At 69.7% G+C, this 22010-nt stretch carries 23 protein-coding genes; 9 read left to right on the top strand and 14 right to left on the bottom strand.

Translation table 11 applies throughout. The features are described from left to right. Nucleotides 1–22: 22 nt before the first annotated feature. From cydC to ACFO8M_RS17445, 4 genes are read right to left on the bottom strand one after another with little or no spacing between them, the layout of a single operon-like run. Complete coding sequence (gene cydC, locus ACFO8M_RS17460; protein ID WP_387977879.1) at nt 23–1723, bottom strand: thiol reductant ABC exporter subunit CydC; 1701 nt, start codon at nt 1721–1723, stop codon at nt 23–25. Further along, a complete protein-coding gene (gene cydD / locus ACFO8M_RS17455) occupies nt 1720–3426 on the bottom strand; it encodes a thiol reductant ABC exporter subunit CydD (protein ID WP_387977877.1) in 1707 nt (568 codons plus the stop codon). Before cydD ends, cydC begins: the two co-directional genes overlap by 4 nt. Continuing rightward, complete coding sequence (cydB, locus tag ACFO8M_RS17450; RefSeq protein ID WP_387977875.1) at nt 3423–4421, bottom strand: cytochrome d ubiquinol oxidase subunit II; 999 nt, start codon at nt 4419–4421, stop codon at nt 3423–3425. Before cydB ends, cydD begins: the two co-directional genes overlap by 4 nt. Nucleotides 4422–4443: 22 nt before the next feature. Further along, entirely contained in the window at nt 4444–5850 is a 1407-nt protein-coding gene (locus ACFO8M_RS17445) for a cytochrome ubiquinol oxidase subunit I (RefSeq protein ID WP_387977873.1), read from the bottom strand. 151 nt (nt 5851–6001) lie between these two features. On the opposite strand from ACFO8M_RS17445, the gene proC reads away from it, so the two are divergent. Together proC and ACFO8M_RS17435 are read left to right on the top strand one after the other, a co-directional pair. Continuing rightward, the gene (gene proC, locus ACFO8M_RS17440) at nt 6002–6808 is read left to right on the top strand and encodes a pyrroline-5-carboxylate reductase (RefSeq protein WP_387977871.1); all 807 of its coding nucleotides are present in this window, start codon (nt 6002–6004) and stop codon (nt 6806–6808) included. Further along, the gene (locus ACFO8M_RS17435; protein ID WP_387977869.1) at nt 6809–7252 is read left to right on the top strand and encodes a GNAT family N-acetyltransferase; all 444 of its coding nucleotides are present in this window, start codon (nt 6809–6811) and stop codon (nt 7250–7252) included. Nucleotides 7253–7346: 94 nt separating this feature from the next. Here the strand turns inward: ACFO8M_RS17435 and ACFO8M_RS17430 are convergent, their stop codons facing one another. The 5 genes from ACFO8M_RS17430 to ACFO8M_RS17410 form a co-directional block, all read right to left on the bottom strand. Beyond that, entirely contained in the window at nt 7347–8942 is a 1596-nt protein-coding gene (locus ACFO8M_RS17430) for an endo-1,4-beta-xylanase (protein WP_387977867.1), read from the bottom strand. 253 nt (nt 8943–9195) lie between these two features. Further along, a complete protein-coding gene (gene bfr, locus ACFO8M_RS17425) occupies nt 9196–9678 on the bottom strand; it encodes a bacterioferritin (protein ID WP_387977865.1) in 483 nt (160 codons plus the stop codon). A gap of 175 nt (nt 9679–9853) precedes the next feature. After that, nucleotides 9854–10039 carry a (2Fe-2S)-binding protein gene (locus tag ACFO8M_RS17420; protein ID WP_387977863.1) on the bottom strand — a complete coding sequence of 62 codons (186 nt, stop codon included), beginning with the start codon at nt 10037–10039 and terminating at the stop codon, nt 9854–9856. A 147-nt stretch (nt 10040–10186) separates the two neighbouring features. After that, nucleotides 10187–11194 carry a threonine aldolase family protein gene (locus tag ACFO8M_RS17415; RefSeq protein ID WP_387978120.1) on the bottom strand — a complete coding sequence of 336 codons (1008 nt, stop codon included), beginning with the start codon at nt 11192–11194 and terminating at the stop codon, nt 10187–10189. A 54-nt stretch (nt 11195–11248) separates the two neighbouring features. Then, nucleotides 11249–11851 carry a TetR/AcrR family transcriptional regulator gene (locus tag ACFO8M_RS17410; protein WP_387977861.1) on the bottom strand — a complete coding sequence of 201 codons (603 nt, stop codon included), beginning with the start codon at nt 11849–11851 and terminating at the stop codon, nt 11249–11251. Between the two features lie 53 nt (nt 11852–11904). On the opposite strand from ACFO8M_RS17410, the gene ACFO8M_RS17405 reads away from it, so the two are divergent. Next, nucleotides 11905–13167 (top strand): MFS transporter, encoded by a 1263-nt coding sequence (locus ACFO8M_RS17405; RefSeq protein ID WP_387977859.1) that lies wholly within the window; start codon nt 11905–11907, stop codon nt 13165–13167. Here the strand turns inward: ACFO8M_RS17405 and ACFO8M_RS17400 are convergent. Then, nucleotides 13164–14174, bottom strand: coding sequence for a TY-Chap domain-containing protein (locus tag ACFO8M_RS17400; protein WP_387977858.1), 1011 nt, complete (start codon nt 14172–14174; stop codon nt 13164–13166). The two genes, ACFO8M_RS17405 and ACFO8M_RS17400, sit on opposite strands and share 4 nt — an antisense overlap. Before the next feature lie 112 nt (nt 14175–14286). Here ACFO8M_RS17400 and ACFO8M_RS17395 point away from each other — a divergent pair, with 112 nt between their 5' ends. From ACFO8M_RS17395 to ACFO8M_RS17375, 5 genes are all read left to right on the top strand, one after another. Next, nucleotides 14287–14970, top strand: a complete 684-nt coding sequence (locus ACFO8M_RS17395) for a DUF3159 domain-containing protein (RefSeq protein ID WP_387977856.1) — start codon at nt 14287–14289, stop codon at nt 14968–14970. A 104-nt stretch (nt 14971–15074) separates the two neighbouring features. After that, on the top strand, nt 15075–15416 hold the full coding sequence (locus ACFO8M_RS17390; RefSeq protein ID WP_387977854.1) for a Crp/Fnr family transcriptional regulator: 342 nt from the start codon (nt 15075–15077) through the stop codon (nt 15414–15416). A 12-nt stretch (nt 15417–15428) separates the two neighbouring features. After that, on the top strand, nt 15429–15755 hold the full coding sequence (locus tag ACFO8M_RS17385) for a helix-turn-helix domain-containing protein (protein WP_387977852.1): 327 nt from the start codon (nt 15429–15431) through the stop codon (nt 15753–15755). A gap of 168 nt (nt 15756–15923) precedes the next feature. Then, nucleotides 15924–16508 carry a hypothetical protein gene (locus ACFO8M_RS17380; RefSeq protein ID WP_387977850.1) on the top strand — a complete coding sequence of 195 codons (585 nt, stop codon included), beginning with the start codon at nt 15924–15926 and terminating at the stop codon, nt 16506–16508. An 11-nt stretch (nt 16509–16519) separates the two neighbouring features. Beyond that, on the top strand, nt 16520–17017 hold the full coding sequence (locus ACFO8M_RS17375; RefSeq protein WP_387977848.1) for a Pycsar system effector family protein: 498 nt from the start codon (nt 16520–16522) through the stop codon (nt 17015–17017). A 16-nt stretch (nt 17018–17033) separates the two neighbouring features. On the opposite strand, the gene ACFO8M_RS17370 is transcribed toward ACFO8M_RS17375, so the two are convergent. The 3 genes from ACFO8M_RS17370 to ACFO8M_RS17360 all read right to left on the bottom strand — a co-directional run bounded on the left by ACFO8M_RS17370 (nt 17034) and on the right by ACFO8M_RS17360 (nt 20465). Continuing rightward, nucleotides 17034–17714: an alpha/beta fold hydrolase gene (locus ACFO8M_RS17370; RefSeq protein ID WP_387977846.1), complete on the bottom strand. Its 681-nt coding sequence runs from the start codon at nt 17712–17714 to the stop codon at nt 17034–17036. Between the two features lie 59 nt (nt 17715–17773). Further along, nucleotides 17774–19759 (bottom strand): beta-galactosidase, encoded by a 1986-nt coding sequence (locus tag ACFO8M_RS17365; protein WP_387977844.1) that lies wholly within the window; start codon nt 19757–19759, stop codon nt 17774–17776. Between the two features lie 199 nt (nt 19760–19958). Beyond that, nucleotides 19959–20465 (bottom strand): hypothetical protein, encoded by a 507-nt coding sequence (locus tag ACFO8M_RS17360; protein ID WP_387977843.1) that lies wholly within the window; start codon nt 20463–20465, stop codon nt 19959–19961. Nucleotides 20466–20601: 136 nt separating this feature from the next. Between ACFO8M_RS17360 and ACFO8M_RS17355 the strand changes: the two genes are divergently transcribed. Next, on the top strand, nt 20602–21066 hold the full coding sequence (locus ACFO8M_RS17355; protein WP_387977841.1) for a PH domain-containing protein: 465 nt from the start codon (nt 20602–20604) through the stop codon (nt 21064–21066). Here the strand turns inward: ACFO8M_RS17355 and ACFO8M_RS17350 are convergent. Next, the gene (locus ACFO8M_RS17350) at nt 21063–21974 is read right to left on the bottom strand and encodes a 2-hydroxyacid dehydrogenase (protein ID WP_387977840.1); all 912 of its coding nucleotides are present in this window, start codon (nt 21972–21974) and stop codon (nt 21063–21065) included. The two genes, ACFO8M_RS17355 and ACFO8M_RS17350, sit on opposite strands and share 4 nt — an antisense overlap. Nucleotides 21975–22010: the final 36 nt, after the last annotated feature.

Raw genomic sequence — 22010 nt, 5'->3', positions numbered from 1 at the left:
TTGGTAGCACCGTTCGGGGAGTCTACCCAGCAGGGGCGACGCCCAACAGTCGGTTGTCCGGTGCGTCACGTCGGGGAGTCGGGACCGGGGGTCGCAGGTGCACGATCCGGTCGACGACGCCGTCGGGGAGCGGCCGATGGGTGATGACGATGGTGGTCTTGCCTTCAAGAGCGGCGGCGGCCGTGCGGAGTACGCGTTCGGCGGTGGAGGCGTCGAGATGGGCGTCGGGTTCGTCGAGGACGAGCACTTCACGGTCGGCGAGGAGGCAGCGGGCGAGCGCGATGCGTCCCCGTTCGCCGCCGGAGACGGCGCGGCCGTGCTCGCCGAGGCGGGTCTGCAGGCCGTCCTCGAGGCTTTCGAGCCAGTCGCGCAGGCCGGCCCAGCGCAGGGAGCGGGCGAGGTCCTCGTCGCCGGCCGAGGGCCGGGCGAGGCGGAGGTTCTCGGCGAGGGTGGTGTCGAAGACGTGGGCGTCCTGGGAGCACAGGCCGACGGTGCGGCGGATGTCGTCACCGTCGTATTCGGCGAGTTCGACGCCGCCGAAGCGCAGGCTCCCCTCGTAGGGCAGGAAGCCCATGAGGGCGGCGGCGAGCGTGGACTTGCCGGAGCCGGACGGGCCCATGATGGCGACGCGTTCGCCGGGCTGGATCTTGAGGTCGAAGCCGTGCAGCGCGGGGGTGTCGCTGCCGGGCCAGGTCACCGAGAGCCGTTTGATCTCGATGAAGGGCGGCCCGCCGAGCGGGTTCGGTTCGTAGTCCATGGGCTCGACGGGGTCGGGGCGGGGCTCGGGGGCCTGGGTGATCTCCAGGAGGCGGCGGCCGCAGGCCTTGGCGAGGGCGGACTGCTGGGCGGCGGCGGGCAGCGTGAGCACGGGTTCGAACGCGGCGAGCGGGACGAGCGCGACGACGGCGAGCAGGACGCCGTCCAGGGTCCCGGCGGCGACGGCCGGTATGCCGATCCACAGTGCGCCGATGACGGCGGCGGCCATCGCGAGGAGGCCGGCGGCTTCGCCGAGCCCGGCGGTCCAGGCGATGCGGGCGTGGGCGCGTCGCAGGCGGTCGTCGCCTTCCAGGACCCGTTCGAGCGCGACGGCGTCGGTGCCGGCGGCCACGAGTTCTTCGCGGCCGTGCAGGCAGGCCCGGACGCCTTCGGTGAGGTCGCCGCGCTCGGATGCGGTGGCGCGCACGGCGACCCGTGACGACCATGTGGCGAGCGCGGGGCCGATGAGCGATGCCGCGAGCAGGCTGGCGCCGAGGATGGTCCCGGCGGCGGGCAGGAGCGTCACTTGGAGGGCGACGGCGCAGACCGCGATGATGACCGCGCTCGCGAGCGGGAGCGCGCCGCGCAGCCAGCGGTCGCCCACGCCGTCGACGTCGTCGACGAGCCGGGACTGGAGGTCGCCGGAGCGCCACACCGGGACCCCGGCGGGCGCGAGGCGGACGAGTTTGCGCCACACGGCGATGCGCAGGCGCTCGAGTCCGCGGAAGGCCGCGTCGTGCGAGACGAGCCGTTCGGCGTAGCGGAGGACGCCGCGGCTGATGCCGAACAGCCGCACCGAGGTGATCGCCACCATCAGGTACAGGATCGGCGGCTGCTCCCAGGCGCGCGAGATGAGGTAGCCGGAGACGGCCAGGAGCGCGAGCGCGCTCAGTTGCGCGAGCGCCCCGAGGATCGCGCCGAGGCCGAGCCGCAGGGCAATCGTGTTGCGCCAGTTCGAAGACTTCACCAGTCCACCTCTCGGTCGGCGATCGCGCGCACCGCGGGGCGGTGGGAGGCGATCAGGACGGTCCGCTGGTCGCGGTAGGGCGCGAGCGAGTCGAGCACGGCCTGCTCGGTGTCGGCGTCGAGATGCGCGGTGGGCTCGTCGAGCAGCAGGATCGGCGGATCGAGCAGGTCGACGCGCAGCAGGAACCGGGCCAGACCGACCCGCGCGGCCTCACCGGCGGAGAGACCCGAGCCGTCGGCGGCCACGGTGCGTGTCGCGGCGGGCGCGTGCGCCGCCACGATCGCCTTCGCCACAGCAGGATCCGAGGCGCCATCCGGGACGGCCAGGCGCACGTTCTCGGCGACCGTGCCGTCGATGAGGACCGGCCGCTGCGGCAGCCACGCGATCGAGCGGCGCACCGCGGCGAGGTCGAGATCGGACAGTTCGGTGTCGTCGAACGCGATCGAGCCGGACACGGGCCGGCGGAAACCGACCAGCGCGGCCATCAGCGTCGACTTCCCGGCCCCGGACCGCGCGGTGAGCACCGTGGTCTGCCCGGCCGGCACGGTCAGGCTCAGCTCCGGGAGCGGCTGGCGTCCAGGGTAGGCGAAGACGGTGCGGCGGAACATGATCGTGGGCGCGCGGCCGAGTGGGGTTCGCAGCAGCGGCGAAGCCGTGATCGCCGCGGCCCCCGGGCGCGGCTCGCCGGGAGCCGGGGTCGGCACGTGGGCCTCGGCGTGTTCGGGCGTCTCGGCGAGGACCGCGAAGACCTTCTCGGCGGCGGCGAGTCCCTCGGCGCTGGCGTGGTACTGCGCGCCGACGTTCCGCAGCGGCAGGTACGCCTCCGGCGCGAGGATCAGGACCAGCAGCGCGGTCTGGAGCCCGGCCTCGCCGCTCAAACCGCCCTCGATGAGCTGGACGCCCACGGTGACCGCCACGACCGCGACCGACAGGCTCGCGGCCAGTTCGAGCACCAGCGCGGAGCAGAACGCGACGCGCAGCAGCGACATCGACCGCCGCCGGTACGCGCCCGTGGTGACCTCGATGGCCCCGGTCTGCTTCGCGGCGCGGCCGAAGGCCTTCAGCGTCGGCAGGCCCGCCACGAGGTCCGCGAAGTGGTGCGCGAGCTGGGACGTCGCCTCCCACTGGCGTTCGGCGCGCGAGCGCGTGTACAGGCCGATGAGGACGCCGAACAGCGGGATCAGCGGGAGCGTGACGAGGACGATCAGCGCCGCGGGCGGGTAGGCGATGAGCATGACCACGAGGACGCCGACGGGGACGACGGCCGCGAGGACGAGCTGCGGCAGGTAGCGCGCGAAGTAGCCGTCCAGCGCGTCGATCCCGCGGACGAGGAGCTGGGCGGTCTCGCCGCTGTGGCGCTTGCCCGAGGGCAGGCGCATGAGCTGCTCGAGCGCCTGGCGTCGCAGCCCGGACTTCACGCCCGCGCTCGCGCGGTGCGCGGCGGCCTCCTGCACCGAGGCGAGGAGTGCCCGCGCGGCGAGCACCGCTGCGAGGCCGACCAGTTGCGGGGCAAGGGCATCGAGGCCGCGGCCTCCGGCGAACGCGCCCGCGATGAGGCTCGCGGTGAGCCAGGCGCCGGCGACCACGCACGCCGTGCGGGCGACGCCGAGCGCGGCGCACACGACGATGAAGGCCGTCGCGCCGCGGGCGCGGTGCAGGAGGCGCCGGTCGGCGCCCGTGGGTTTCGGAGCGAGTGCGGTCATGAGGCCGGGATGCTCTCTACGGTGACGCGCTTGCGGAAGACCCAGTACGTCCAGCCCTGATAGAGCAGGACCACCGGCAGGAACACCACCGCGGCCCAGGTCATGATCCCGAGCGTCTTATCGGTGGCGGCGGCGTTCTCGCGCGTGAGGCTGTTCGCCGCGTCCGGAGTGGACGGCAGCACGTCCGGCCACAGGGCGCAGAACAGCGCCGCCGAGGCCAGGCCGATCGTCAGCGCCGTGGCCGCGAAGGCCCAGCCGCTGCGGCCGGTGTAGTCGAGCGCCAGGCCCGCCACGAGCGCGAGCACCGCGAGGATGATGAGCGCCAAGGTGATCCCGTTCCCGTACGCGATCTGCGTCCAGATCAGGAACGCCAGCGCCGGGACGGCGGTCGCGGCCCCGAGCTTGAGACCGAGGGAGCGGGCGCGTTCGGAGAGCTCACCGCCGGTCTTGAGGTGCAGGAAGTACGCGCCGTGGGTCGAGAAGAGCAGCAGGGTGGTCAGGCCGCCGAGGAGCGCGTAGCCGTTGAGCAGGCCCCACACCGAGCCGGTGTAGTCGAAGTTCGCGTCCAGCGGCACGCCGCGCACGATGTTGGCGACCACGACGCCCCACAGGAACGCGGGCACGACCGAGCCGACGACGATGCAGGCGTCCCAGCGGCGCCGCCACATGTCGGTGTCGCCCTTGCCGCGGTACTCGAAGGCGACGCCCCGGACGATGAGCCCGATGAGGATCGCGAAGAGCAGCAGGTAGAAGCCGGAGAACAGGCTCGCGTACCAGTGCGGGAAGGCCGCGAACATGGCCCCGCCGGCGGTGATGATCCAGACTTCGTTGCCGTCCCAGACCGGGCCGATCGTGTTGATCAGCGCCCGGCGCTCGCGGTCGTCGCGACCGAGCACCGGCAGCAGGGCCCCCACGCCGAAGTCGAAGCCCTCCAGGATGAAGTACCCGGTGAACAGGACCGCGACGGCTGTGAACCAGATCGTCGTCAATTCCATGAGCGTCCTCGGTCGGTGGTGGTCAGTAGGCGAAGGCCATGGGCTTGTCGGTGTCGTCGGACGGGCCGGAGGACGCGAGGGCGGCCTCCTCGCTCGGCGGTCCCGCCTTGGCGTACTTCAGGAAGAGTTTGAGGGCGACGACGGCCAGCACCAGGTAGACGAGTGTGAAGCCGAGAAATGAGACGGCGACGGTGGGCACGCCGACGCGCGGCGAGACCGCCTCGCTGGTCTGGTACAGGCTGAACACCACCCACGGCTGGCGGCCCATCTCGGTGAAGATCCAGCCGGCGCTGTTGGCGAGGAACGGGGTCACGGCCATCCACATCGCGATGGGCCAGAACAGCCTGTGCTCGGGCAGGCGGCCGCGGCGGGTGAACCACCAGACGATGACGGCCATGGCGATCGCGAGCATCCCGAAGCCGATCATCGCCCGGAAGGACCAGTAGGTGAGCGGGATGTACGGCGAGTAGTCCCCCGCGCCGTAGAGCGCGGAGTACTGGGCGTTGAGGTCGTTGACGCCCTCGACTTCCCCGTTGAACGAGCCGGTGGCGAGGAACGAGAGGAGCCCGGGGATCTCGATGATCGGCGTCCCGTGGCTGCCGTCGAGGCTGCCGATCGAGAGCACGGAGAACGGCGCGTTGAACGTGGTCTGGTAGAGCGCTTCGGCGGCGGCCATCTTCATCGGCTGCGTCGCGGTCATGACCTTGCCGAGCGAGTCGCCCGACAGGATCAGGCCGAGTCCGCCGACGAGGGTGGTGAGGATGCCCAGGCGCATCGCGGGGCGGTGCACGTCGAGGTCGCGGCGGTGCATGAAGTGGTAGCCGGAGACGGCGACGACCACGGTGCCGGCCGTCAGCCAGGCGGCGAAGACCGTGTGCGGGAAGGCCGCGAGCGCGACCGGGTTGGTCATGACCTCGCCGAAGTCGGTGAGCTCGGCGCGGCCGGCGGTCTCGTTGAGCTGGTAGCCGACCGGGTTCTGCATGAACGCGTTGGCGGCGAGGATGAAGTAGGCGCTGGCCATGGTGCCGAAGGCGACGAGCCAGATGCAGGTGAGGTGCAGAGCGGGTTTGAGGCGGTCCCAGCCGAAGATCCACACGCCGATGAACGTGGATTCGAGGAAGAACGCGACGAGCGCTTCGAAGGCGAGCGGTGCGCCGAAGACGTCGCCGACGAAGCGCGAATAGGCCGACCAGTTCATGCCGAACTGGAATTCCTGGACGATCCCGGTGACCACGCCCATGGCGAGGTTGATGAGGAAGAGCTTGCCCCAGAACTTGGTCGCGCGCAGATAGGAGGTCTTGTGGGTGGTGCGCCAGAGGGTCTGGAGGATCGCGACGAGGAGCGAGAGGCCGATGGTGACGGGCACGAACAGGAAGTGGTAGACGGTCGTGACACCGAACTGCATTCGGGCCAAGTCGAGAACGTCCATATCGCCCCAATCGCGCATTGAGTGCTTGAGTGTGATTATCGTGGCAGCTCGACCAGGCCCCAGGGGATGAAACGCGTGACAGGACAGGTTTTCGGATATCAGCGGAGCGAGGCACAATCGATGGGGCCTTCGAGCGAATTGGGGAGTGGCGATGCGGACAGTCGCGGTGCTGGGTGCGGGGAAGATGGGGCAGGCGATCGTGTCGGGCCTGCTGCGAGCGGGCTGGTCCGGGGACTCGGTGGTCGCCACCGCCCGCAGCGCCGAGCGGGCCGCGGAACTGCGGGAGGCCTACGGGATCCGGGTCGAGCCGAACGCCGAGGCCGTGCGGCACGCCGATGTCGTGGTCGTCGCGGTGAAACCGCAGGACGCCGGGGCACTTCTGGAGGAGCTGAGCGGGGCCTTCGACGGCGGCGCGCCCGTGGTGAGCATCTGCGCGGGCCTTCCCGTGGCGTTCTTCGAGAAGCGGCTGCCCGACGAGACCCCGGTCATCAGGGCGATGCCGAACACGCCTGCGCTCGTGGACGAGGCGATGACCGTGCTCTCTCCCGGGACCCATGCGAGCGAGTCGCATCTGGCGGCGGTCGAGGAGCTGTTCAAGCCGCTCGGGCGCACGCTCGTGGTCGACGAGAGGCACCAGGACGCGGTCACGGCGATCTCCGGTTCGGGGCCGGCGTACTTCTACTACCTGGCCGAGGCCATGACCGAGGCGGGCGTCCTCATGGGACTGCCGCGGGCGATCGCGAAGGAGCTGGTGACGCAGACGTCGCTCGGCGCGGCCCGGATGCTGCGCGAGAGCGGCAGCTCGCCGGTGGAGCTGCGCGAGGCCGTGGAGTCCCCGGCCGGGACGACGATCAGCGCGGTGCGGCAGTTGGAGAACCATCGGGCGCGGTCGGCGGTGACCGACGCGATCGAGGCGGCCCGGGACCGGGCGCGCGAGATCGCGGAGGAGTACGCGTAGGTGAGCGGTATCAAGCGGGGGAAGTTCGCCGAGCTGGACGGCGCGACGGTGTTCGCGCTGGGGCGGCTGCGGCAGGAGGTGTTCGTGGTCGAGCAGGAGTGCGCGTACCCGGACCTGGACGACTACGACCTCGACGCGGAGACGGTGCATTTCTGGGTCGAGGGCGAGGCGCCGACCGAGGCGGTCGCGTGCCTGCGGGTGCTGCGCGACGGGGAAGGCTGGAAGATCGGCCGGGTCTGCTGCGCGCTCTCGGCGCGGGGCACGGGCTTGAGCGCCGAGGTCTTCGGAGCGGCAGTGGACTTCCTCGGCCCGGAGGCGGAGGTGACGCTCGGCGCGCAGACGTACGCGGCGGGCTTCTACCGCAGGTTCGGCTTCGCCGAAGAGGGCGAGGAGTACGACGAGGACGGCATCATGCACATCCAGATGCGCCGTCCTGGAAGGTAAAAGCCCGGGAGCGGGATCCCGGATCTACACATCCCGCTCCCGGACGTCTTGTCCCCCTTAGGCCTCAGGCTGTGCCAATGCACGGCTCCGCAGGCTACGCCGTGGGTGGCTCGAGCTTCGAAGGGTCGACGACGCCCCAGTACGCGGACTTCGCCTGCAGGCGGTCGTCGAAGAACAGCGGTGCCTCGTGCGGGCGCCGCACGGGCCAGGTCCGCAGCCACGAGACCGCGTCGTACAGGCCCCACATCGTCACCGACTCCAAGTCGTCCGCGCGTTCGCGCAGCACGTCGAAGAGCTCCTTGTAGTACCAGCCCTGCGCGATCAGGCGCTCGGGCGGCGTCGCGGGGAGGCTCTCCTCCATGTAGTCGGAGACCGACACGTCGAGCTCGGTGATCGTCTGGAGCACCCCCAGCTCCCTGAACAGGTCGATCGTCTCGCCCAGCAGCTTCGGGTCGCGCTTGTAGTCCACGTGCGCCTGGTGCCCGACGCCGTCGACCGGCGCCCCTTCGCACTTGAGGTGCTGCACCAGGTTGAACATCGCCTCGCGCTTGTCCGGGAACTCCGTGTTGTAGTCGTTGATGAAGAGCTTCACCTTGCGCGGGAAGGCCTTCCGGGCGATCTTGAACGCCTTCTCGATGTACTTGGGGCCGTCGAAGATCTCGTACCAGCGCGAATGGCGCAGGCCGTCGGCCTGCTCGGGGTCGACCACCTCGTTCACCACGTCCCAGGCCCACACGCGGTCGCCGTAGTGCGCGGCGACGGCGTTCACGTGGGTCTCCAGGCGGCTGAGGATGAGCTGCTGGTGCGCGCGCGTGTTCTGGAGCGGTTCGCCGTCCGCGTCGAGGAACCACCAGGCCGGGGTCTGGTTGTGCCACAGAAGGGTGTGGCCCCAGATCCGCATCCCGTTGGCCTCGGCGAAGTCGACGATCTGGTCGGCCTTGCTGAAGTCGAAGACGCCTTCGGTGGGCTGGATCGATTCGGGCTTCATCTGGTTGCCGGTGGTCACCTGCGCGAAGTGCTTCGCGAGGAGCTCGGCGGGCTTGCCGACCACCTCGGGCGGTTCGACGGCGCAGCCGAGCGTGAAGTGGTCGGCGAGGAAGTCCTTGAGCGGCATGAGGTCCTGAATCTCCGGTTCGGTGATGCGGGTGAGCGTGAAGGCGTCGAGGAGGATCGGAGTGAGGCTCGAGGCGGACTCGACGTAGAACTGGAGCCGGTCGGCGGCCTGGCTGATCGAGTAGGTGCCGGAGAACTCGGTCCATTCGGCGTCGGTGACGGCGGTGTTCCAGACGACGCCGTCGTAGCTGGAGGCCCCGGCGGTGTCGCGCTGGACGGTGGTGCGCAGGTCCGCGGCGGTCTCGCCCGCGGGCAGGCGGAGGAAGACCTTGAGCTGGTAGCGGACCCCGACCTCGACGTGCGCCGTGATGTCGATGGCGGCGCCGTTCCAGGTGGCGGTGCGGCCGGTGATGAGGAGGCGCTGCTCGGGGTCGACGGCGACAGAGGCCGCGCCGCGGCCGGCCCAGCCTTCGGTGGTGCCCGTGGAGAAGTCGGTGGCGAGCAGCAGGTCGTCGGCGTGCGCCGGGCTCGCGGCGAGGGTGACGAACCCGGCCGGGATGAGTGCGGCGCCGCCGGCAGCGGCGGCCGCCGTGAGAACGGAACGGCGGCTCGCGGCCGGGCTGGAAGGGGTCGACATCGGTGGCGCTCCTTGAGGGTGAGGGGTCCGGCCGCTCCTACGGGGGGTCGTGGAGCGACCGGAGGTCGCGATCATTTCCGAAACTCTCGGAAACTTTCATTCAAAGTATTGATATGTTACGATCCTTTCGTCGGCGCTGTCAAGGCGCCGACATACCACTGTGGCGGAGATGTGAGGGGCTCTGCCGCAACAAGAAAGGGGACCGGCCTCACGGCCGGTCCCCTCAAAAGTCGTATGCGGCTACGCGCCTGTCCTATTCACCCTCGGGCTGCTCGATGAGGGACTGGATGTACAGGCCCTCGCCGATCTTCTCGAGGATCTCCAGCTGGGTGTCCAGGTAGTCGATGTGGTGCTCCTCGTCCTCGAGGATGCTCCTGAAGAGGTCCCGCGAGACGTAGTCCTTGACCGACTCCATGTGCTCGATGCCGCGCTTGAGGCGGTCGATCGCCTCGACCTCGATCAAGCGGTCGCACTCGAAGATCTCCTTGACCGTCTGCCCGATGCGCAGCGGGAACAGCCGCTGGTAGTTCGGCATGCCGTCAAGGAAGAGAATCCGGTCGGTCAGGATCTCGGCGTGGCGCATCTCGTCGATCGACTCGGACTTGGTGTACTTCGCCAGCTTGGTGTAGCCCCAGTTCTCCTGCAGCTTCGCGTGCAGGAAGTACTGGTTGATCGCGGTGAGCTCCGCGGTCAGCTGCTCGTTGAGGAATTCGATGACCTGCTTGTCGCCCTGCATTCCAATCCGTCCTTCCCGGTCCGTCAAGTGTCGATCCGATGACCGACGATCTCAGACTAGGACCAGGTAGGGGCCTATTTCCAGCCAGGAATACCTAAAATAGGACAACCTATCCTAACGCAGGACAACCTAAAGTGGCCGTCATTTCCGGTGAATCCGGCGATTGAGGAAGGGCTCAGGCGACCGCGGGGACGGCGCCGGTGAAATAACTCTCGATCATGTCGACCAGGCGCTCATGGCACGTGCCGCAGCTCGTGCCGGCGTCGCAGGCCTCGCCGATGGCCTCTTCGGTGTGCGCGCCCGCGCTGATGCAGTCACGGACTTCGTTCTCGTGAACTGCATGGCAGATGCAGGCGTACATGCACCGACCTCCAGAAAGGTTAGGGTCGACTAAAGAAGGCATGCCTAACCTACCCTGGATTTCGGGCCGTCGGCAACCCCCGTTCCGGTAGATCACTCGAACCCGATCGGACGACCCGCGCCCCGGTGGGCGCAGGCCGCCGCGGCACTAGCGGACCAGGTCGCTCACGACCTTCACGGCGTGCTCGATCCCGGCGTCGTCCACGTCGTAGTGCGTGAGCATCCGGCCCCAGTCCGGGCCGAGCACGGAGATCCGCACGCCCTGCTCGGCCGCCGCGGCGGCGACCTTCGCGATCCCGGGGATGCGGACGATCACGATGTTGGTCTCGACCTGGGAGGCGTCGCAGACGCCGAAGGGCTCGAGCGAGCGCGCGAGATGCTGCGCACGGGCGTGGTCCTCGACCAGGCGGTCGATGTGATTGGCGAGGGCGTACCGCCCGGCCGCGGCGAGGAACCCGGCCTGGCGCATACCGCCGCCGAGGCGCTTGCGGATGACGCGGGCGCGGGCGGCGCGCTCCGCGTCGGTGATGAGCAGCGACCCGACGGGCGCGCCGAGGCCCTTGGAAAGGCAGACCGAGACGGTGTCGAAGAGGCCGCCGTACTCGCTGAACGGGACGCCGGTGGCGGCGTGGGCGTTCCAGATGCGGGCGCCGTCGAGGTGGAGGCCGAGGTCGTAGACGTCGGCGAGCGCGCGCAGGGCGCGGAGCTCCTCGATGGGCTGGACGGTGCCGCCGCCGATGTTGTGGGTGTTCTCGACGGCGATCGCCCGCGTCGTGGTCGCGTACGGGTTGGGCAGGTTGATCATCGGTTCGATGAGCGCGGCGTCGAGGCGGCCGTTCGGGACGGTCCAGGTGCGGGTGGTGATGCCGCCGAGCGCGGCGGCGGCGCCCATCTCGAAGTTGACGACGTGCGCTTTGACGTCGCAGAGGAGTTCCTCGCCGGGGCGCACCAGGAGCTGCAGGCCGATCTGGTTGGCCATGGAGCCGGTCGGGGTGAAGACGGCGGCTTCCTTGCCGAAGAGGGCGGCGGCCTCGGCCTCGAGGGCGTTGACGGACGGGTCCTCCCCGTACACGTCGTCGCCGACGTCGGCGCTGGTCATGGCTTCGAGCATGGCCGGGGTCGGCCGGGTCACGGTGTCGGAGCGGAGATCGACGATCATGGGCCGACCCTACTGCGCGGCAAGCGCGGTCCGCGAGGCGGCGGAACGCGGTCAGGCGGACTCGGTCGACATGCCGTCGAGCACCAGGTCGAGGAGCAGCGCGCGGACGCGCTCGGAGCCCCACTGGTGGTGGAGGCGCAGGTGGACGTAGGGCCAGCAGACGGTGTTGAAGACGAGGACCCCGGCTTCCTCGGGGGCGGTCGGGGGTGCGAGCGAGCCGTCGGCCACACCGTCGAGGATGAGGCGCACGAGCGGGGCGACCACACTGTTTTCAGAAGCGCTGTCGCCGGGTTCCTCGAACAGGCCGGTCTCGTGGAAGGCCGTGTCGAACGCGGCCAGCAGCGCGAGGTGGCGGTCGAGGACGGCGCACATGGCCTCCAGCGCCAGGCGCAGGCGTTCGCGTCCGGTGCCGGCGGCGGTGAGCACCGGCCACATCGACTCGCGGTAGTCCAGGAGCAGGCGGCGCAGCAGCTCCTGGCGCAGCTCCTCCTTGCCGCCGACCTGGCGCCAGAGCGTGGCGCGCGAGACGCCGGCTCGGTCGGCCACGTCGCCCATGGTGAGGCGGTCCCAGCCGGTCGTCCCGAGCACGTCGGTGGCGGCGGCCAGCAGCTTCTCGTCCATCGTGGTCCTTCCCAGGGCGTTGACGCGGGCCATCATCCCATGAAACACAGTGTTGCATCAACTGGAACCGTCTGTATCATCGAGGCATGTCGCTTCGAGACCACTTGGTCGACACCACCCCACTGCGCGTCAGCCGCGATTTCCGCTGGCTCTACATCGGGCGCACCGGCCTCCTGTTGGGCGCCATGCTCACCGAGACCGCCCTGATCTGGCAGATCTACCAGATCAGCGGCTCGAACCTGGCCGTCGGCGCGGCCGCCGCCTCCGGCGGCATCGGCATCGTCGCCGGGCTCCTGCTCGGCGGCGTCCTCGCCGACCGCTTCGACCGGCGCCGGATCCTCCTCGCCGTCCGTGTGCCCGGCCTCCTGGTCGCAGTGGCGCTCTTGATGAACGCGCTCCAGGACGAACCGCTGCTGTGGTTTCTGTTCGCGGCCGTCGTCGCGGACACCTTCCTCGCCGGACTCAGCATCCCCGCCTCGTTCGCGGCCGTCCCGTCCCTCGTCGGCCAGGAGAACGTCGCCAGCGCCTCGGCGCTCAACGGCCTCACGGGCCAGCTCACGGGCGTCGCCGGTCCGGCCCTCGCGGGCGTGGTCATCGCCGCGGGCGGCACCGCGTGGTGCTACGGCCTGAACGTGCTCGGCTTCGTGGTGTTCGCCGTGGCGATGATCTTCGTCGGCCCGATGCCGCCCGACCGCGGGGACGGGGACGAGAAGGAGACGGACACGTATTCGCTCAAGGACGCGTTCGCGTTCGTGCGGCGCAACAAGGTCGTGGCCGGGGTGCTGCTCATCGACATCATGCCGATGCTGTTCGCGTACCCGAAGGGCCTGTTCCCGGCGCTGGCGACCGAGCAGTTCCACGGCGGGGCGGTGGCGTTCGGCCTGCTGTCGGCGGCGGCCGGCGTCGGCGCGTTCCTCGCGGCGGCGTTGAGCGGCAAGGTCACGAAGGCCGCCAAGCCCGGCGTGGTGGTCATCATCGCGGCGGGGCTGTGGGGCGCGGCGATGGTGGGCGTGGCGCTGTCGCCTTGGCTCGTGCTGGGTCTGGTGTTCCTGGCGCTGTCGGGGGCGAGCGACCTCGTCTCGGAAGTACTGCGGACGGGCCTCTTGCAGAACCACACGCCGGACCGGCTGCGCGGGCGCGTCACGAGCCTGTGGCTGGCGCAGGCGACCGTGTCGCCGGCGCTCGGCAACCTCCAGGCCGGGGCGCTCGCGGGACCGTTGGGACTCAGCGGCGCGATCCTCGCCGGCGGCGTGGCGTGCGTCGCCGGAGTGGCGGTCGTGGGCTGGAAGCTCCCGGCCTTCCGCAACGCGACGATGGAAGCACCGCAGCCGCAGCCCGCGGCGGTTTAGTACGGGTTGTCGCCGTTGCCGATGCCGAGGACGGGGAGGTACATCCGCTCGCCGTCGGCGGTGAAGCCGTCGTAGACGATGTCGAACAGGTCTTGGATGCCGAAGGCGCGCAGGGCGTCCACCATCATGTGGGCGGCCTGGTTGGTGGCGGTGCGGTCGGTCGAGTTGAAGCTGCGCGACCAGTTCGGCTGCGAGCCGCTGGGGGCGCGGAAGCCCATGCTCGGCAGGTTCGACAGGCCGGAGCGCCAGGCGCCGCTCACGGCGGCGCTGGCCTCGACGCGCAGGCCGCCGTCGACGAACGCGGCCACGTACCTCGCGGACCAGTCGCCGGTGCGCAGCAGCACGGTGCCGGCGGTGTCCACTACGGGCACGTCGGCGGACATGTCGGCCAGGAGCGAGGAGAGCCGCTCGGTGAACTCGCCCATGTCCTGGCAGGCGGGCTCGGGCGGGCGCTGGCCGGCGCGGGCGTAGGCGGCCCAGCCGGAGATGTCGCCCTTGCCGACGGCGTGGGCCTCGAGCTGCTCGAAGAGCTCGGGCGAGAGCAGGCGGAGGGTGACGCCGCCGTGGAAGCGGCGCAGGTGCAGTTCGAAGATGAGGCCGTCGCGGTACCAGCGGATCCAGGGGCCGCCGTCGCCGCCGCGGATCTCGGGGGCGCCGAGTTCGCTCATCATGGTGCGCAGGACTTCGCGGAAGATGAGGGTGCGGTGCTGCTCGCCTTGGCGGCCGCGTTCGGCCGAGCGCAGGACCATGACCTCGATCGAGTAGAAGTCGGCGCGTCCGGAGATCGGGGTCTGGGGCGGGACGGAGTCGGCGATCGCGTTGCCGGTGTCGTAGCCGGTCTCGGCGCGCCACATGCCGATGTCGACTTCAGCTGAGCGCACTTGCCAGCCGAGGTCGGTCATGCCGCGCTGCAGGTCCGCCTTGTTCCAGCGCCCGAAGTCGGTTTTCCTGGCACGACGGAGCAGGTCGACCAGCTGCGCTTCACTGATCCGATGTGTGCCGAGCATCCGGTACCGTGCCAATCCGTCCGTAGGTGGGGCTGCGGGCGACGCCCGGCGTGCCACTGCGGTTAGGGTAGCCTTGCCTGCGGTAGCGGGTCTGAGAGGTTAGGGTTGGCAGTTGTCCGATACTGTGCGGCAAGACACGCTCGTCAGCCTACTAGGCGGCAAGCGCGGCGCCTTCGACGCCACCGCCCCCCTCGTGGTGTTCATCCTCACTTGGATCCTCACCGGTAACTCGATCGCTTGGGCCGCAGGGGCTTCGCTTCTCTCCGCCGCCGTGATCGCGGCGGTCCGCCTCAAGCAGCGCCGCAAACCCCGCGCCGTCATCCTCGGCCTGCTCAGCGTCGCGGTCGCCTGCCTGATCGTCCTCTACACCGGACGCGCGCAGGACATCCTCCTCCCCCGCATCGTCTCCAACGCCGCCAGCGCCCTGGTCTGGACCGGCTTCATCGTCTTCCGCCGCCCCCTCCTCGGCCTCATCGTCGGCGGCCTCCTCGGCCAGAAGACCCGCTGGCGCCAGGACCCCGACCTGATGCGCGCTTACAGCGCCGCCTCCTGGGTCTGGGTCGCGATGTACACCGTCCGGGTCGCCATCCTCACCCCGTTCTGGAACAGCGACGAGGAACGCCTCGCAGTCGTCGCCGGCGGCATCGCCCAGGTGGCGCTCTCCTGGCCTCTGCTCGTCCTGTGCCTCATCGTCAGCGGCTGGGTCATCAGAGCGATCCTCCCGAAGGACCACCCGGGCATCCGCCACCCGGTGGACCCGGCAGCGACCTCCGAGCCGGAGAAGACCGCTTCGTAACACGGGCCTCCTTCCGCCCCAAGAGAAACAAGATCCGGTCAGATTGCCGACAGAGGGCTCTGCATCGCTTCTATATCGATGTGCGCACCAATACATTCGACAGCATGGAAGGCAACGCTCGCGGTCTCCGGAATCCGCTCCTCAGCGATGAGGAACAGGCCGCGCTCAAACCAGAGGCGCACGCCGTCTCGTACCCGAAGGGCGCGACCCTCACGCGGGCCGGCGAGCACTCGGACTACGTGCTCTATCTCCGCTCCGGCCATGTGAAGTCCTGCACGCATGACCCACTGGCGATTTTCGGCATCCACGGGCCCGGCTCGGTCATCGGCGAACTCGCGTCCCTCACGGGAGAGCCGAGGGGCACCGACCTGGTCGCGTTGACCCCGATCGACGTGCTCCACATTCCCGGCGACGTGTTCCTCAAACTCCTCCAGTCGAACCGGTAGATCCACCTGGAGTTGACGCGTCGACTGGCGAAGCGAGTCCGCGAACTGGGCGAGGTGCAGGAGGAGTCGTTCCTGACGAACGAACGGCGACTCGCCCGGGCGATCCTCAGGATCATCGACTCCGGCATCGGCACCGAGAGTGGGAGCGGCCTCACGATCGCCGGTCTCAGCCAATCCGACCTCGCCGACCTGGCCCGCATCTCTCGGGAAGCGGTATCGGGCGTGCTCAAGGAGTTCAAGGATCGCGGCACCGTCTCGACCGGGAGAGAGCGGTTCACCATCCACGACACCGCCGCGATCGAGGCGCTCGCCATGCGCCGCGACCGCCCCCTCATCTAGTCCTGAAACGGACGGAGCCAACATGTCAGGCATTGACTTCAGCCTTCTCCAGCCGATAACCGCGGTATTTGGCTCTGTCGCGGCAGTCGCCGCGGTTGTGGGTGCCGTGATCCAGTACAAGTCGGCCAAGCTCGAACTGCGAGCGAGGCGGCAGGACCGAATGCCCCCTTGGCCGCCAAATCAGCCGGAGCGATCGGACGATGGGGAGCCGCCGCGGTGAACCGCGTCCGGGGTGAGGTCTACAACGGCTTCAAGCTGATCGAATTGCTCCGCAGCCATGTGCCGTTGGACTTCGATCCTGATGACTTCCTGATCGCCGGGAGTGCCCGGCTTTGGGCAGGAGGCATCACATCGCGCTTGTCCGATCTTGATCTCGTTGCACGTCCCGGAAGCGATACCTGGCGGCGGGCACAGGAGCTCGCGTTCACGCATGCGCTGGTCTTCGACGCCGACCCGTTGCGGCTCAGCGATTACACCGGAGACAAGATCGCGCGCCTCTACAGCGGAGTGATAGAGGTCTCCGAGCACTGGATCTTGCCTGGGAGCGACACGGAGATGCTCCTCGAGAGGGCTGAGGTCATTGACGGACTGAAATACCTTCCACTCACTGAGGTCATCGCGTACAAACACATGCTGAGCCGCCCCAAGGATCTTTCCGACCTGCAGGCGATCGACGCGCATCTCGACCGCGCCGGCCCGCGACCCCACCTCCTTCCGAAAATATGCGACGCTGTTATCCAGCAGCACAACTGATGGAGCACACCATGGGAACCCCACCGTCCATGGCCGCGAAACACGCGCTTGATGAGGTCCACCGACAGATCGACCACGCGCGGGTCAATGTGGCCCATGCGGACACCAAGGCGGCTCTCCTCGCCGCTGGGGCCATTCCCATCACCGCGCTTCTGCTCGCCGCGCCCTCGTTAACGCAGCCGTTCGGCGTCTTCAGCGTTACGGCATGGGCCGCGGCCGCGTTCATGTCTGCCGGGATCGCCTTTCTCGGCGCTGCCGTGTGGCCGCGTCTCTCCGGGCATACAGGCATCCGCGTCGGTGCCCGCCACAGCCCGGACGAGATCATCAGGACAGTGCTGCGGCATTCCGCTGATTCGGAACGGCAGTTGCACCATGCCGCCGAGGAGTTGTCGATGCTCGCGACACTGGCATACGAGAAGTTCAAGCGGGTGCGGGCGGCGATGACGTGTTTCGCGGTCGCTGCTGTGCTCGTGCTGGTAACGGCACTCGCGTTCGTGGTGTCCGGCTGAACCGTGCCCAGGGCGGTCAGGCGATGAGGTCGGTGAGTTTCTCCGTGAAGAGGTCCGGGAACTGCAGGTTCCAGATGTGGCCGGCTTCGGGGATGACCTCGAGGCGGGCGTTGGGGATGGTTGCCGCCAGTTCTTCGGCGGGCTTGAGGTTTTCCTTGTCTCTTTCGCCGCAGAGGACCAGGGTCGGGATCTGGAGGTCGGTGAGGCGGGGGCGGAGGTCGAGGGCGGCGAGTTCGCCGAGGCCGTTGATGAAGGCCCGCTTGCCGGCGGTGCGCAGGTCTTCTTTGGCTTGGGTCTTGAGTTCGGGGCGGCCTCCGGCGTACATGCCCGACATCAGGGCGGTGATCATGCCGGTGGGCATGAGGCGCATCAGGTTGCGTTGGAGGGCGACGCCGGGGGCGTGGGCCGTGCCCCCGGAGAGGACCAGGTTCGCGACCCGGGACGGCTCGTCCAGAGCCGCGAGCATGGCGACCGTGGCGCCGACGGAGATGCCGACGAGGGTCACCGGGTCGGGTTCGGCGGCGATGAGTTCGGCGATCTCGAAGGCCGCGGGTTCGAGGCCGAAGGGGCCGGGGGTCCCGCCGTGGCCGGGGAGGTCGGGGGCCAGCACCTTGTGGCGGTCGCCGAGGGCCGCGACCTGGGGCTGCCAGGCGCGGCTGCTGGATCCGAGGGCGTGGACGAGGACGATCGTGGTCATCAGGGTCTCCTCCGTGGGTGCTTGTGGGGGCCCTGTGACCCTAGTCGACCCGTGCGACATCAGGCCTCGCGAATCACCGCGCTCTCGCCGGGCCTCAGGGAGAGTGCGGGAGCCCATGGCGTTCCGGTGAGGAGGTTCGTGCCCTTGGCCGGGACCTTGACGGGTTCCTCGCCGTGGTTGATCGCGAAGAGGTAGCTGCGGCCGTCCTCGTGGCTTCGGCGGACCAGTTCCAGGTCGGCGGGGGTGTCGGGGAAGTCGCCCGCGACGCCGAGGCTCGCCAGGAACGGGTCCAGGTCGGCGAGGCGGGTGGCGAGGTACCAGACTTCGCCGCGGCCCACCTTGCGGCGGAAGACGGCTCCGGTCTCCGGATAGTCCTTGAAGGTCGCCAGCGTCTCGGCGTCCACGGCGTGGGTCACCTCGGACCAGGTCTCGCCTTCCCAGCCGTTGTCAAGAGCCGCCTTGTCGCCCTTGGGGATCGGGACGAACTCCTCGACGCGGACGCCCATGAGGTCGCCGAGGGCGCCGGGGAGCCCGGGGTGGACGTGCTCGTTGCTGTCCACGATGCCGGAGTACGGGCCGACGACGAGGGCGCCGCCGCCTTCGACGTAGGCGCGCAGGTGCGCGTCGTCGTCGAGGAGGTACAGGTGCGGTGCGAAGACGTACTCGTAGCCGCTGAGGTCCCATTCGGGGTTCACCAGGTCGGTGGTGACGCCGCGCTTCCAAAGGGCCGCATGCCAGCGCCGCAGTTCCGGGTACGTGTCCATGTCGGCGGAGGGCTGGCCGGGGGTGTCGGCGGCCCAGGCCGAGTTGAAGTCGAGGAGGATCGCGGCGCGGGAGTCCACGGTGGATCCTTTGATCTCGGCGAGGTCCCGCAGCCAGGCGCCGAGCTGCTTGACTTCGCGGAAGACCTTGGAGTCGGTGCCGCCGTGGGGCACCATCGCGGAGTGGTAGCGCTCGGCGCCGTAGCGGGAGGCGCGCCATTGGAAGTACATGGCGCCTTCGGAGCCTCGCGCCACATAGGAGAGTGAGTGGCGCAGGAGGTCCCCTGGCCGTTTGGCGAAGTAGCCGCGGCGCCAGGCGGAGGAGTTGGAGGACTGCTCCAGGAGCAGCCAGGGGCTGCCGGCGGCGAGGCCGCGGGAGGCGTCGGCGCCGAACGCGACCTGCGCGGGCCAGCCGATCGCGTCGTCGGGCAACAGGTAGTGGTCGGTGGCGATCAGGCGGTTCGGGCCGGTCGCGTGCTCGCCCCAGCGGTGGTAGTCGAGGCCGGCGAAGTTGCCGCTGACCATGAGGTTGGTGGTGATGGGCTTGTCGGGGCCGTGGGCTTCGATGGCTTCGGCTTCGGAGCGGAAGAGCTTCAGGAGCGCATCGGAGGAGAAGCGCCGGAAGTCGAGCACGAGCCCTGGGTTCGGGGTCTCGGCGCAGATGCGCGGGGGCAGGACTTGGGACCAGTCGCCGTAGGTCTGGGACCAGAACGTGGTGCCCCACGCGTGGTTGAGGCCGTCGAGGTCGCCGTGGCGTTCTTGGAGCCAGGCGCGGAAGGCGTCCGCAGCGAAGTCGCACGTGCAGGAGCGGTAGTACTCGTTGCCGACGTGCCACATGGCGAGGGCGGGGTGCCGCGCATAGCGTTCGGCGAGCCGGGTGGCCATTTCCACCACGGCCGCTTGGAAGACCGGGGCGTGCGGGCAGTATTCGGCGCGGGCGCCGGAGTTCAGCGTGAGGCCTTCGGGATTCACCGGGAGGGTCTCAGGGTGCGCCTGGGAGAACCACGGCGGCGGCGAGGCGGTGGAGGTGGCGAGGTCGGCTTGGATGCCGCCTGCGGCGAGGAGGTCCATGATGGCGTCGAGTTGGGTGAAGTCCCACTCCCCCGGACCGGGATTGACGCTGGCCCAGGCGAAGATGTTGACGCTGACCAGGTTGACCCCGGCTTCCCGCATGAGGCGGATGTCCTCGTCCCAGACCTCGCGGGGCCACTGCTCGGGGTTGTAGTCGCCGCCGTAGGCCAGGCCTTCGACAGTGGGGATGATGTCGGTGTTCCTATGTGCCACAGGTGATCCTTCGGCGTTCGGCACGGTCGGGAGACGTTGCTCGGCGCTGGGCTTGACAGCGCTTTCCAGTTGGGGACTCGTGGATTCTGCCTCTACGATCCCCTGCAAGTCAAGCTCTGCCCGGCGCACGCAGCGCGCGCCGTCCAGCAGCGGGATCTCACCGGTCGCGCAGCGGTGCCAGTGACGCCGGTCGATGCCGCTAGGGGCGCTGGCGCGAGCGCGGGAGGCCGCGCTTGTAGGCGTCCCAGATGCTGCGCATCACGAAGATCTTCTCGTCGAGCCCGTCGTCGACCGAGAGCCCGCGCCCCGAGTACGGCGCCTGGAGTCGCCACGGCTTCTGCTCGGGGTCGAGGAGGTAGACCACGGGCACCGTACGGCTCGCGCGCCGCTCGGCCCGGATGTCGGCGACGTCCGTCCAGGCGGCGTACCGCTCGGTGTGCTTCTGGGACGCAACGGCTTTGAGCGGATGGATCCCGCGTTCGTCGAGCACCACCCCGCGGTTGCGGGCGCCCGCGTAGGCCACCCCGAGCGCGACGGCGATCGCGACGAGGAAGAGCGCGAGCAGCGTGTAGTGGTACCAGTGGCCGACCGAGAGCATGTAGGCGACGGCCGGGACGAGGGCGGCGACGAGCGAGAGGGAGGAGAGGAACAGCGCGCGGCCGAGCACCTGGCGCGTCGTCGGACGGAATGTGATCTTGACGGCCACGTCCACCCCCACCAGGCTTGTGCCGCTGCTGTTGAGGTGATCGTGCCACGTTCAGCGTGCGCGTCAAGCGACAATCCGACAGAAACCGGACCGGCCACTTTGCGCCACCCGCGTCCGGGTGTGTCAGGCTGGTGCCATGACGAGTCCCGATGCCTCCACCGGTCCCGAATCCGGCACCTCGGCGTCGCCGCGCAGCAGGCGACGGCTGCGGGTCCGCCGCCCGGCGGCGATCACCGGCGCGGCCTTCGTGGCCTGGCTGACGGTGACCCCGCTTTCGTTGGCGCTCATGATCGAGCAGCCGCTGTGGGGCCCGTTCTCGGTGGCGCTGGGCTTCGTGCTCCTCCTCGCGCCGGTCGGGGTCTCGATGTGGGCCTGGCGCTCGGGCGTGGACGTGACGAGCGAGGGCATCGCGGTCCGCGGCCTGTTCACGAGCCGCACCATCGCGTGGAAGCACATCGACGGCTTCGCCACCGGCAACGAGGGTGTGGCGGCCATATTGGATGACCAGTCCCAGGTCCGCCTGGACCCGCTGAAGCCCGAGAACCTCCCCCAGGTCCTCGCGATCGGCGGCCAGGAGCTCCGGACCGCGGACGAGGGCTAGTAGCCGTCGACCACGACGTTGTCGAGGGGCTCGCCCGCCGCGAAGCGACGGATCTGGGCCCCGATCGGGGCGTAAGCGCGGTCGAGGGTGCCGTCCACTGAGGCTCCGGCGTGCGGGGTGATGAGCGCGCCTTCGAGGTCCCAGAGCGGGTGGTCCGCGGGCAGCGGTTCGGGGTCGACGACGTCCACGGCGCAGCGCAGGCGGCCGGAGGCGACCTCGGCGACGAGGGCGTCGGTGTCGACGATCGGGCCGCGCGCGGCGTTGACCAGGAGCGCGCCGTCCTTCATGTGCGACAGGAACTTCGCGTCCACGAGGCCGCGCGTGGCGTCGGTGAGCGGCAGGATCAGGATCACCACGTCGCAATCGGGCAGCAGCCCTTCGATCCCGTCGATGGCATGGACGCCGGGCCGTTCGCGGCGGGCCACCTTCTCCACTTCCGCGCCGAGGACGGTGAGGACTTCGGCGACCTTCTCGCCGATATCGCCCGCGCCGACGACGAGGGCGCGCTTGCCGACGACGGTGGTGGTCCACTCGACCTTCCACTCGTGTCGGGTCTGCTTGCGCGCGAAGACGTCGAAGCCGCGCATCGAGGCGATGACCGCGCCGATGGTCCATTCGGCGGTGACGCCGGTGTGCACGCCGCGGGCGTCGCAGAGGGTCACGCCGCTCGGGACGGCCGGGACCCAGACCTCGGCTCCGGCGCTGAGCAGCTGGATCGCCTTCAGCGAGGTCATGTCACGCAGCGGGGTCGTGACCTTCGACCGGGCGAGGAACGGCGGGACCCAGAAGTCGAGGGTCGCCGGATCGGACGGGTAATCGCCGCGCCCGTCGTAGACCTCGACGTCGACGCCTTCGGGCAGCGGACCGAGCATCGCGCGGCCCTCCTCGTGCGCGATCCAAACCTTCACGGCCACAGCCTCTTCCCCCGCTCGTCGTCCTCGGCT

Source organism: Glycomyces rhizosphaerae, from assembly GCF_042647865.1.
Classification (GTDB): Bacteria; Actinomycetota; Actinomycetes; order Mycobacteriales; family Micromonosporaceae; genus Glycomyces; species Glycomyces rhizosphaerae.
Note: the sequence above shows the minus strand (reverse complement) of the source record. Positions and strands in the feature narration are given on the sequence as shown.

Coding starts and splice junctions, on each gene's coding strand:
- cydD (WP_387977877.1), bottom strand. CDS start 3,426: ATGACCGCACTCGCTCCGAAACCCACGGGCGCCGACCGGCGCCTCCTG.
- cydB (WP_387977875.1), bottom strand. CDS start 4,421: ATGGAATTGACGACGATCTGGTTCACAGCCGTCGCGGTCCTGTTCACC.
- ACFO8M_RS17445 (WP_387977873.1), bottom strand. CDS start 5,850: ATGGACGTTCTCGACTTGGCCCGAATGCAGTTCGGTGTCACGACCGTC.
- proC (WP_387977871.1), top strand. CDS start 6,002: ATGCGGACAGTCGCGGTGCTGGGTGCGGGGAAGATGGGGCAGGCGATC.
- ACFO8M_RS17430 (WP_387977867.1), bottom strand. CDS start 8,942: ATGTCGACCCCTTCCAGCCCGGCCGCGAGCCGCCGTTCCGTTCTCACG.
- bfr (WP_387977865.1), bottom strand. CDS start 9,678: ATGCAGGGCGACAAGCAGGTCATCGAATTCCTCAACGAGCAGCTGACC.
- ACFO8M_RS17420 (WP_387977863.1), bottom strand. CDS start 10,039: ATGTACGCCTGCATCTGCCATGCAGTTCACGAGAACGAAGTCCGTGAC.
- ACFO8M_RS17410 (WP_387977861.1), bottom strand. CDS start 11,851: ATGGCCCGCGTCAACGCCCTGGGAAGGACCACGATGGACGAGAAGCTG.
- ACFO8M_RS17405 (WP_387977859.1), top strand. CDS start 11,905: ATGTCGCTTCGAGACCACTTGGTCGACACCACCCCACTGCGCGTCAGC.
- ACFO8M_RS17400 (WP_387977858.1), bottom strand. CDS start 14,174: ATGCTCGGCACACATCGGATCAGTGAAGCGCAGCTGGTCGACCTGCTC.
- ACFO8M_RS17390 (WP_387977854.1), top strand. CDS start 15,075: ATGGAAGGCAACGCTCGCGGTCTCCGGAATCCGCTCCTCAGCGATGAG.
- ACFO8M_RS17375 (WP_387977848.1), top strand. CDS start 16,520: ATGGGAACCCCACCGTCCATGGCCGCGAAACACGCGCTTGATGAGGTC.
- ACFO8M_RS17370 (WP_387977846.1), bottom strand. CDS start 17,714: ATGACCACGATCGTCCTCGTCCACGCCCTCGGATCCAGCAGCCGCGCC.
- ACFO8M_RS17355 (WP_387977841.1), top strand. CDS start 20,602: ATGACGAGTCCCGATGCCTCCACCGGTCCCGAATCCGGCACCTCGGCG.